This window comes from Stieleria tagensis, assembly GCF_024129865.1.
Taxonomy (GTDB): domain Bacteria; phylum Planctomycetota; class Planctomycetia; order Pirellulales; family Pirellulaceae; genus Stieleria; species Stieleria tagensis.
This window is the reverse complement of the sequence record NZ_JAMYFE010000141.1, coordinates 1-11,547: the sequence shown is the minus strand read 5'-3', so window position 1 is coordinate 11,547 and position 11,547 is coordinate 1. Positions and strand designations below refer to the sequence as shown.

General features: G+C 56.9%; 6 protein-coding genes. 3 read left to right on the top strand and 3 right to left on the bottom strand.

Going from position 1 to position 11,547, the window contains the following annotated elements; all coding sequences use genetic code 11:
* Positions 1-219: 219 nt before the first annotated feature.
* The 3 genes from NHH03_RS28305 to hemC form a co-directional block, all read right to left on the bottom strand.
* Entirely contained in the window at positions 220-1,953 is a 1,734-nt protein-coding gene (locus NHH03_RS28305) for a M48 family metallopeptidase (RefSeq protein WP_253161338.1), read from the bottom strand.
* A 416-nt stretch (positions 1,954-2,369) separates the two neighbouring features.
* Positions 2,370-3,329, bottom strand: a complete 960-nt coding sequence (locus tag NHH03_RS26340) for a sugar phosphate isomerase/epimerase family protein (RefSeq protein WP_315861491.1) — start codon at positions 3,327-3,329, stop codon at positions 2,370-2,372.
* A 55-nt stretch (positions 3,330-3,384) separates the two neighbouring features.
* Positions 3,385-4,428: a hydroxymethylbilane synthase gene (gene hemC, locus NHH03_RS26335; protein WP_315861490.1), complete on the bottom strand. Its 1,044-nt coding sequence runs from the start codon at positions 4,426-4,428 to the stop codon at positions 3,385-3,387.
* Positions 4,429-4,732: 304 nt separating this feature from the next.
* Between hemC and NHH03_RS26330 the strand changes: the two genes are divergently transcribed.
* From NHH03_RS26330 to NHH03_RS26320, 3 genes are all read left to right on the top strand, one after another.
* Positions 4,733-7,669, top strand: a complete 2,937-nt coding sequence (locus NHH03_RS26330; protein ID WP_253161337.1) for a protein kinase domain-containing protein — start codon at positions 4,733-4,735, stop codon at positions 7,667-7,669.
* A gap of 161 nt (positions 7,670-7,830) precedes the next feature.
* Positions 7,831-10,107: an outer membrane protein assembly factor BamB family protein gene (locus tag NHH03_RS26325; RefSeq protein ID WP_390895638.1), complete on the top strand. Its 2,277-nt coding sequence runs from the start codon at positions 7,831-7,833 to the stop codon at positions 10,105-10,107.
* Positions 10,104-11,444: an MFS transporter gene (locus NHH03_RS26320; protein WP_253161336.1), complete on the top strand. Its 1,341-nt coding sequence runs from the start codon at positions 10,104-10,106 to the stop codon at positions 11,442-11,444. Before NHH03_RS26325 ends, NHH03_RS26320 begins: the two co-directional genes overlap by 4 nt.
* Positions 11,445-11,547 lie beyond the last annotated feature (103 nt).

Genomic DNA, 11,547 nt, shown 5'->3' with positions numbered 1-11,547 from the left:
TCAACCTCACCCTGCAAACCCACCCTGTTGAGCCGTGAGCGAAGCAGTACGACCTCTAGGCGGGAGAGTGAATTGCAAAGGCGCAACTTCAAACCCTGTCGCCGGCTTCTGTGAGGCTGGTTCTTTCACGGCGTGGGCTCCTGCAGACAGGGCTCCTGCAGACTGGGCTCCTGCAGACAGGGGTTCACAGGGCTCAGCCACAACAGCTCTCTGGACCTGTTATCCGGTCTTGTCCAGCAACAACTTGTGCTCGTCGCGCAGCAGGTCTTCCAGCGGTGTCACATGTGAGTCGTTGATTTCATTGGGCAATAGACCCAGTGTTTGCGTGTAAAAGTCCAGCGTGATGGTTTTGCAAAGTGGAATCCAGTGATCAATCAGGTCCGTCGCTGGACGGCCGAGCGACAAGATCCCAGGCTGGTTCAGTTCGCGAGCGGCTTGGACTCGGTCGCGCGTGGGCGGGTGGGAATCGAGCAAATTCAATCGCTCTTTCTCCGTTTGCTCGGCGATGCGGCGGACCACCGACGCCGGCATGGTGCGTCCAATGTGCATCATGAATCGAGGGATGTTGTCGACCAAAATCCCAGATTGAAAGAGCATGAACAGATTGTCCAAGGTGACGGCATAGGCAACGCCGTAACGTTCGATCAGGGCGCTCGATTGCACGAACGCTTTGGTGCCCGCCAATTGCACCGCATGGCGGTCGGCATCCCATTCCATTTGCCGCGTCAATGATCCCGATAGCATGTGGGTTAGGTAGCCGAACCAGTAAAAATAGACTGGTCCGGATGCCGCCGAACGCATGAACCAGTTCGTCAGGGAACCGATCACATAGCTGGTCTTCATCGCACTGCCTTGGCGAAAGTGACCGAACTCGTGTGCGATCACCGATGCCAGTTGTTCGGTGTTTTGAATGGCAATGAATGGGATTCCAATGGTCAGCACCAGGTCGTTATTGCCGCTCTTGATCCAACCGCGTCGCAGCGATGCCGAGGCGTTGAATTCACAGTCCAAATCGATTCGACAGGGTTTTGGTGCCCCTAGTTTTTCACAGATCTGGTCGACGAACTCATACATCACCGGCTGGGACTCTCGCGTCAGCTGGGTGGTGCTTTCACCGGAGTGTCGACGTCCGAACAAGAGACTCCATCCGGCAAACATCAGATTGATCGCGGGGATCCAGCAAGCGACCAACAGCACACACAGAATGACGAAGGTGATTCCGATCACCGGATGCGGCAGACTGGAGTCGGCGCCGTAGAGCCAACCTCGATACAGCAGTAACATGCCGGCACTGGCGGCAAACACAAACACCACAAAACCAATTGGAACCAGCGCGACAGCGATTGCCGATTGGAACTGCTTTCGACCGAGCCCCGCAAATCGGTCGACCGCGCCGAGTGGTTTGGCAAAGGCAGCTTGGATTTGTTGTCTGCTGAATTTGGCGCGGGCCGCCCGCTCGGTCTTTGCACGTTGCTGCTGCACCGCAGATTGAATCGTGGCATCAAAACCACCCAATACATCGGCCAGGTTGCTGTGGTCGGCAACTGGCGAGGATGTCCCCTCGGTTTCCAGGGCATCTGCATCGGCAGCGGGCGTGGATTGATCCAGCGGAGTCGCCGTCGGCAGGACGAACGATGATTGACCGGAATCGGCCATCATCATTTGATGAAATTCGTTGTCGGCCTGTGAGTGGCGGCTGACCGGTGCGTCGAGTGCTTGAAACTCCGGCAGGTCGGCAAACGGATTTTGGTCGTCGTCCATCGACCGCACTGGCCGTGGCGACTTCGTTGATTCAGTCGAATTTCCTGCGACAAACGAAGGCAGTTGGGCAGTGATGGAGCCGAAATCAATCTCGTCGTTTGATTCAATCGCCGGTGAGGGCCGCGGGGCACTCGTTCGTTGTCGATCTGTCGCGACCCGATTGGCTGCGTCGCCGACGGCGGGAATGGTCACGATTTCGCGGCACTTTTTACATCTCGCACGCGCCCCTGAGTGGGCGGTCGGCGCTTTCAGTGTCGCTTGACAACTCGGGCATTGAAACTGAATCGGCATCTCACAACCTCTGGACGGGTGGATACCAACCAGTCTAACGGCGGCGGAGGCACGAAAAAAGGCGAGGCCGATTCCGAAGAACCGACCCCGCCTCGCACGGGGGGACGCTTAATATCTGGGTGTCGTGTCGCGCTGCTGCGTCACGTCCCTCGCACACCAAGACACTAGTCCGATTCCGATGGCAGCGGCGGCAGCCCTTCAATAAAAGGATTCAATTGACCATTCCCGTTGACTGATCGCGTCCGATTGATCAGCCGGTGACGGTTGTTGCGATTAATCGGTTCCCAATCGGGCTCGGCGGTGGCCAGGTCGGAGGTTCAGGCCAGGGATTTCCGCAGTTCCGCTGTCGCCGCCGGGATCTTGTCATAGGGCGCGTCGTCTTCGTATTCCAGGATCACAAAACCCTGATAGTTGCTGTCGCGCAGAATCGCCGCGACGCGGTCAAAGTCGGCTGGATAGGTGGTCCCGTCCGGTTTCTTCATGCTGACTTTGACCTGCACGTTGACTGCGTAAGGCACACATTTTTCCAGATCGCCATAAGGATCTTCGCTGTGAAAATTCCCGGTGTCCAGATTGATGCCGACCCAGGGATGGTCGACGGCCTGGATAATGGACAGCAGTTGGTCCGGTCGCAGGTTGCCGTGGTTTTCGATCCCCAGGAACACGCCTTTTTCTCCTGCCCGTTGCGCGCATTGTTTCATCGCTTCAATGGCTTGATCCAGACGTTGGGGGTGTTCATCCAACTGTTTCGCGGTGCCGGCAAAGAATCGGATGTGTGGCGCGCCCATGACGGCGGCTTTGTCGATCCACTCGAGTGCCGTTTCAATTTCCCGGTCCAGTTTGTCGCCCGCGCCGAGTGTAAAATTGTTCCCAATCGCTGTCCCCGAAATCGTGACACCGCGCAAAAAGGCTTGGCGTTTAAGCTCCAGGAAGTACTGCGAATCAGCATCGGGTGGAAAGAAATAACTGGTCAACTCCGCAGCTTCGAAGCCTTGGTCCACACAGTAGTCCAGAAAGCCGACCATATCGATCGCTTTTCCCGACGCGTCAGGCGTTCTGGATTTGCCCTTCATGAAGGAAAAATAGTTGCGCAGCGAATAGGCCGCCAAACCGATTCGAAAGCGTGGTCCACCGTGGCGGGCAAACGGATCGGCGGCCATCAGTGTCGTAGGATTCGTGAACGAAACAGCAGCCGCAGCGGCGCAGGCGGCCGAAAAAAATTGACGCCGCCGGGGACGAATGCGGTCGGAGGATTGATTGGCAAGGGACTGTTGCACGGGGCCACACCTGATGGGGTCTGTGAATGAAATGACGCGAACTGTCTTGTGGGACTCAGCGACCGGATTCGATCAGCGCTCGCGCACCACGCTCGATCAGTCCAGAACTGATCTGACGTCCGAGTTCGATCGCGACTGTCTGCCACTGGCCCCATTCTAGTTTGATCGGGCACTCGGCGGCGGATTCCAGGCATTCGGTCCCGTCGACCGACAGCACACGAGCGATCAGACGAAGTTGGCTGGAATCTGAGTTGGACGTCACAGTGGCGTGTGCGGCGATCGGCGCCAGGCAACCACCATGCAGTTGTGACAGCAGGGTGCGTTCGGCCAGGGTGCAAGCGGCCGCGCAAGCATCATTCAACTGCGACACCGCATCGATCGCGCGCTGATCATTTCGCCGGACCTCGATCGCCAATGCACCTTGGCCTGGCGCAGGCAGCATCATTTCGAGTGGCAATTCAACCCGCCGCAAATCATTCATTTGCAACCGCTGCAATCCTGCGGCAGCCAACACGATCGCGTCGTATTCACCATCATGCATTTTTTGCAGCCGTGTTTGCACGTTGCCGCGGATCGGCAAGATTTGTAAATCAGGACGGACGCGCAATAATTGGGCGGCGCGACGACGACTGCCCGTACCGATGCGTGCGCCAGCTGGCAGACTGTCCAGTGGGCCTCCCCCAGGCGAAACCAGGCAGTCGACGACCGTTTCACGCTGCGGGGTCGCAATCATTTGCAGATCCGGGTGCGCTTCGGTGGGCAGGTCTTTCATGGAATGGACCGCCAGATCGCCCTCGTCGTCCAACAATGCCTGTTGAATTCGCTTGGTAAACACGCCGACGGATCGTTTGCCATCGATCGGACGCATGTCGATATCGCCACTACTGACCATCGGAACGATTTGCGATCCGATTGACTGCGCTGCCAGCAAGTCGGCCACGTGGTGAGCCTGCCACAACGCCAGCGGACTCTCGCGGGTCGCGATTCGCAAGGAACCCTCTGTGTCACCAAAATTTTGGCGGACGGGGTGACCATCGGCATCAGGATTCGATAATGTCGGTTGATCCGGTGTTGGCAAGAGAATGGCTCGAATTGGCAAGAGGAATCGGGTCGCCAGCGGAGCGTTTCGCAGTGGCGCTGAATTCAGCGGGTTAGAGTAACCTGCGGGCACCACCTTCAAAAGCTCCGACGCTATACTGATACGAACCAGAGAGTGAACGTTTGGCTAGGCAATGGATCAGGTAGTCCTGTAGAGGACTGTTGTATAATCCTTGTTGACTGATCTGCGATTGTCGACCATTCACCGGTCGCCCCTGCGACAATCAACGACGACGATCAAACGGGCGTTTACTGAATCCGATTTCCCCCGGCACACCCTTTCACCTCGTCCGAAACGGTTTCCCTTGTCACATCCACAAGCTGATCGCGACGATTCCAACAGTGAATCACTGCTGGAGGAACTGTCTGACGAAGGGGCTGATTCCGGCGACCTGCCGTTGCTGCCTGGTAGCGAGAGCGCCGCTAAAACGGATGCCGAGCGAGCATTGAACGGTGATTCATCGGGATCGTTGATGAGTGATTCAGAATTGTCCGTCGCCAGTGATTCGGACGTGCCTGAGTTAGCTGCGATTGATGAGGGATTAGACGGTGATTCGGAGGGGACGATCGAGCGAGAATCGGTCGCGGCAGAGTTGCCGGATAAGGAACCACCGACCTGTGAAATGAGTAGCGGCGATGCGTTTGGCGACCTGATCGAATTGAGCGTCAGTTCGGTCGACGCAGAGGAATCGTCCGAGCCGCTGCCCCACGGTGCGACCGCGATCAAGAAAAGTGGCCGTCGGGAAACCATCCCGAAACAGATCGGTGACTATCAGATCAAAAAACTGATCGGATCCGGTGGCATGGGCGAAGTCTTTTTAGCGGAACACGTGCGAATGCAGCGTGAGGTGGCGCTGAAGGTGTTGCGCGGTGATCGAATGTCTGACGAGTCATCGATCGAGCGATTTTATGACGAAGTCCGCGCCGCATCGCGAGTGATGCATCCCAATATTGTCACCGCCTTTGATGCCGGCGAAGCGGATGGCATCCACTTTTTGGTGATGGAATATGTTGACGGCATGACGTTAACACGGTTGGTCGCCAAGAACGGACCGCTGTCACCTGGGATGGCTGCATCGGTGATTCGTCAGGCCGCTTTGGGATTGTTGCACGCGCATCGAGCTGGAATCGTGCACCGGGACGTCAAACCGGGAAACCTGATTCAAGCCAAGGATGGAACGATCAAGGTTTTGGATCTGGGGTTGGCACAGATCAGTAATGTTTTGTGGTCCGATGACGGGCGTGAAATCGGGCGGATTCAAGATCCCGATTCGTATCACAAACGCAAGGGCAAATTGATCGGGACATTGGCTTACATGTCGCCGGAGCAACTGGAATCGCCCGACGATGCGGACCCGCGTAGTGACATCTATTCGCTTGGGGCGGTGCTGTATTTTCTGTTGACCGGCAAACCGCCGTTTCAAGGTGAGTACCTGGAACAGGTTTATGGTCACCGACATGGTGAAATCCCGGATTTGATGCAAGTTCGCAGCGACGTCGACTTGGGGTTGGCCAATCTGTTTCGACGGATGATGGCGAAACGCCTGAGCGAACGCTACGCCTCGTTGGATGAAGTCATCGAGGATCTGGGGACCTATGCCGAGGAATCGCACAGTCCGGCTTGGTTGTCCGAATTCGTCAATCGACAATCGACCGGTGACCAATCAACGCTCTCGGGTGGGTCAACGGCGATCGCCAACCTGGCAATTTTCGGGATCGATTTGGGAATGTCTTATTCCGCTGCGGCAGAGTCGTTGCCGGGAGTGGGGATTCACAATTTAACCGCCGGCGCGGATTCACAGCCATTGTTTCGGATGGCGGTGGCGGACGATCACGGGCAACTGTTGTTTGACGTCGAAGCCAACCAGATGCGATTTGCATCACCGAAACAGGTGGTCCATTGTTTGCCGATGTACGTCGGCAAAGACACGGTGCAGCGCGAGATTGCCGGACGTCAATGTCCGCCGGAAGTTTTGATGTCGATGTTGATTCGCCGAATCATTGCCAATGCTTGGCCCGACAATCCATTGCCACAATTGGCCGCCATTGCGATTCCGGCTAGCTACGACCAGTTCCACCGCCGCAGTATCAAACAGGCATGCCGTCTCGCCGGGATCGAGTCGATCCGTTTGGTCGACCGCAGTGTGGCAGCGGTTCAGGCGTTGATGTTGGATAGTGAAAACCCCACGCCGTCCGACGCGGAACCGCCGGAGAATCTGCCGATTGATTACGCCGGCGTCGAAACGATGTTGTTCTTAGGGTTGACCGGCCAAGCCAGCGAGGTGGCGCTGATCAAGCGTGATTCGATGCAGTTGACACAAGTGGCCAGTGCCGGGCACTGGCACACAGGAATGTTGACCTGGCAACATCGGCTAGTCGAAATGGCTGCCCAGGGTTTTCGTGACGCATATGGATTTGACCCAACCCGATCGAGCGTCACCGCGTCGCGACTGCAGATGTCCTGCGAGCGCGCCATGAATGCGTTGCTATTGATGCCCAACGTGACGATCAGCATGGATCTGGATGACCGTTCGTTGTCGATCACCCTGCAACGTGATAAATGGTTGGACCGCTGTGACGATTTGATCCACGGGATCCGCCAAGACATGCACCAGATCTGTAAGCAGGCCGGTGTGCGTCCCAAACGGATTGATTCCTGTGTGATGCTTGGTCCACTGTTGCGAATTCCCGGATTACGAGCACGCTTGCTGGAAAATTTAGATCCCAAAATGCCGATTCGCTACGTCGACCGCAGCGATGTCGCCCGCGGTTCGGCGGCTTGTTTGGCAGCGGAACTGCCGCAGCGTAGTGAGGTGTTGTTACCGCCGCGTTGTGTTTCCAGCCAAACGATCGGGATCGTGATCGAAGACAACCAGGGGCGGCGACGGATCCTGCCAATCATCGCCCGCGGAACCAGCCTGCCGGCGCGGACCAATCGCAAGTTAAGCATTGCCAAGAATCGTGATTCGATGACTCTATCGGTGGTGGAATCGTCCGGAATTCGCGGTGACCAATGGCACTCGTTAGGGCGCTATGAATTCAACGTCGACAAAGATTCCAGCAACCAGCTGAAACGGACTCGGTTGATCGGATTCGAGTTGAACGTCGATGGGCTGTTGTCGGTTCGCGCCCAGACCCCGGGCACCCCGGAAAGCACTCGTCTGCCAACCATTCCCGAACCACTGCTGGCGATCAAGGATGAACCCGAGTGGGCCAAGTGGTTGGTCGGTTTGGAGCCTTAGGAATTTTGGGTCGAATGCCACTGTTCAAAACAGTGACGGGCATAGAAAATATCGCATCAAATCTGTGGACTCTGCCGCTACCGCTGACCAACCGCGGGGTTTGATCTGGGCCGTTCGTTTTTTTCGCTCCCTCCCATTCCTGTTTTGGAATTCCACCCTCGATGCGATCACGCTTTTGCCGGCGTGCTTTGACAGCCGGCTTTGGGTCAAGCTTGTGGTTCGTTTTTATCTCATTGTCACTGGTGGTGCTGTCCATTGCTGACTCGTCACGAGTCACGGCACAGTCGGACCCGATGGATTGGCCGGCCTGGCGTGGCCCCCATCAGAACGGCGTTTCTGATGAAGTCGGCTTGATCGACCAATTCGATCCTCGCGGTGGCCCCGGCAGCAACGTGTTGTGGAAAAGCGAGCTGGCGGCTGGCATCTCAACTCCGATTGTGATGAACGGACGGCTGTTCACAATCGTGCGCGACCAACCTGGGACGCCGTTGGATGGCGAAAAAGTCATCTGCCTGGACGCCGCTACCGGCGAGTTGATCTGGCAGAACGTCTACAACGTGTTTTTGTCCGACTTGCCGGCCGAACGCGTCGGTTGGTCCAACGTTTGTGGCGATCCTGAATCCGAGCAAGTGTATGCGCTCGGAGCATGCTGTCTGTTGCAATGCATCGACGCGCAAACCGGCAAAACGGTTTGGGCCCGGTCGATGAGCGAAGAATACGGGATGCTCAGCACCTATGGCGGCCGGACCAACACGCCCATCGTGTTTGAAAACCTGGTGATCATCAGTGGTGTCACGACCGGATGGGATGACCAAGCCCGTCCAGCCCATCGCTTTTTTGCCTTTGATAAATCCGATGGTACGCTGCAATGGTCGACCAGCACGCGCCCCCTGCCCGAAGACACCACCTATAGCACGCCAGTCATCAAGGTCATCAACGGACAAGCCGTGATGGTTGCCGGGTCGGGCGACGGATCGATCTACGGTATCCAGCCGCGGACCGGCAAGATCCTGTGGCAGCAACCTCTCTCACGCCGTGGCATCAACACCTCTGTCGTCATCGACCACGAAGGCAACGTGTACTGCAGTCACGGAGAAGAAAATCCGCAGGGCACTGCGATGGGAGCGGTGGTTCGAATCGACGCCGCTTTCGCATCGCTTGAATCGGTCTCTGCCGAGCGATGGCGAACCGAGGAGATCACGGTCGGCAAGAGCAGTCCGCTGCTGGTCGGTGATCGCCTGTATGTCGTCGAAGACTCGTCGCGTTTGCATGTTCTGGAAACGGAGACCGGCGACGAAATTGGATCGCCGTTGAAACTGGGAACGGCCATGCGCGCCAGCCTGTTGTCTGCCGATGGAAAAATTTATGCCTGCACCTCCACCGGAATTGTTCACATTCTGAAACCCAATGCGGGCGGTGTGGAATCGACTTGGAAAGTTCGTCTGCCGAAGGGACACGAAATCGGCGGTTCGCCGATCGTATCGCACGGGCGACTGTACTTGCCCACCAGCGGTGGCCTGTTCTGTTTATCGACGGAGCAAACCCCGGCACTGGATCGCACTCAGACGGCCAATGCCGCGGTGCCGCAGTCGGAACAAGATCCAGCGGAGCATCCCCAACTGGCCCAATTACAACTGTCGCCCGCCGAAACCATCGTTGGTCCTGATCAAACAGTCCAATTCACTGTCAAAGGGTTCAATGCGTTCGGTCAGCAGATTGAACTGCCTGCCGAGTCGGTGTCGTTTTCCGCCAGTCGTGGAGAGATCGACGATGAGGGTCGGTTCACCGCCCCTGCGGTTGATTCCCATCAATCCGCGGTTTTCACGGCCACCTACTCCGGCGTCACCGCCGCGGCACGCTTGCGACTGATCCCGCCACTGCCATGGAATTTTGATTTCAGCGACGAGCAAGTCCCGGTGACTTGGGTCGGCGCGCGTTACCGTCACGAACCCGCCAGTGACGATGGGGAACCGGTGATTGTCAAAATTTCGACCATCCCCAAGGGGACCCGCAGCCAGACTTGGTTCGGCCCGTCAGAGCTTTCTCAATACACCGTGACAGCGGATGTCAAAGCCAAAAGCGGTTCCAACAAGTTGCCTGACATGGGGATCATCGCTGGGCGTTACACGTTGGATCTGATGGGTGAGTCACAGCAACTGCAAATCCGAACCTGGGCTGCTCAGTTGCGGATGGCAAAAAGTATTCCCCTGCAGTGGACCGAGGGCACGTGGTACACACTCAAATTTCAGACATCGATCCAAGATGGCACGGCGGTGCTGCATGGCAAAGTGTGGCCTCGTGAAAGCCCCGAACCAAAACAATGGATGCTGACCGCGACCGATCAAGCGCCCAACTTACAGGGCAGCCCTGGGTTGTTTGGGAATGCGACCAACTGTGAATTTTTCATCGACAACGTCTCGGTACAAAGCAATCCATGAGTACGGATACACAGCCCAAATCATCCCCGTACGTCATTTGGATCGTTTGCTCGATCGCGGCGCTCGGATTTGCTTTCGACATCTATGAACTGCTGATGCTGCCGCTGATCTTGCGCCCGGCACTGCAGGAATTGGGCGGGATTTCGCCCGGCACGCCAGAGTTTGAATTCTGGCGTGGCATTCTGTTCTTTGTTCCGGCAATGGTCGGCGGGGTGTTCGGGTTATTGGGCGGCTACCTCACCGATCTCTGGGGTCGTCGACGTGTCTTGACATTCAGCATCTTGCTGTATGCGTTCGCGGCACTCGCCAGCGGATTCGTTCAGTCTCTCGAGATGCTGTTGTTGTTTCGTTGTCTGGTGTTTGTCGGTGTTTGCGTTGAATTTGTTGCGGCAGTCGCTTGGCTGGCGGAGCTGTTCAGCCAGCCGAAACGACGCGAAGCCGTATTGGGCTATACACAGGCATTTTCATCAATCGGTGGAATCCTGGTCACGGCAGCCAACTTGCTGGCGATTCGTTACGCCGCGTCTCTGCCTGAGATTGCGGGAGGTCACGAAGCTTGGCGCTACACGGTGATCTCCGGCGTGATTCCGGCGATTCCACTCATCTTGATCCGACCGTTTCTGCCGGAATCACCGGTTTGGGCGGCAAAAAAGGCGGCTGGAACGCTGCAGCGTCCCAGCATAGCTGAACTGTTCGCACCGAAACTGCGTCGCACCACGATCGTGACCACATTGATGTTTGCCTGCAGCTATGGCGCGGCATTCGGCGCGCTACAGCAAACGCCGTCGATTGTTCCCAGTTTGCCTGAGGTCAAACAGATGACCGCTGACATGACCATCCCACAGAAAAAGAAGACTGAACAAGAGATCGCGGCAACGGTCAACGGTTACCAAGAAATTGGCGGACTGATCGGCCGGTTCGCGCTGGCCACATTGGCGATCGTGATCATCAGCCGTCGCTGGTTATTGCGCGTGTTTCAATGGCCGGGTTTAATCATTGTCCCACTCGTCTTTTTCTACCCTGCCCGCGACAATTTAGAACTGCTGAAGTGGGGCATCTTTGTTGCCGGCTTCTTGACCGTCGCCCAATTCAGTTTTTGGGGCAACTACTTGCCGCGTGTGTTTCCTGTCCACTTGCGTGGGACCGGCGAAAGTTTTGCCGCCAACATCGGTGGACGAATGATCGGAACCTCGTTTGCCGCCGTCACCGCTTGGTTAACCACGATGCTGCCGTCGGGAAGCACCGCGGTCGCAGCAGGAATCGTTGCCCTGTTCGTTTACGCCGCCGGCAGCATCCTCTCGTTCTGGCTGCCCGAGCCACCCGCCGACATCGAGTAGGCTTGGGGAAACGTTTGAAGTTGCGCTTTTATGGTAACCCGACGCGCTAGCGAGGGATTTGATGGAGTCCCTCACTCACGCACTTTGAAGTTGCGCTTATGCA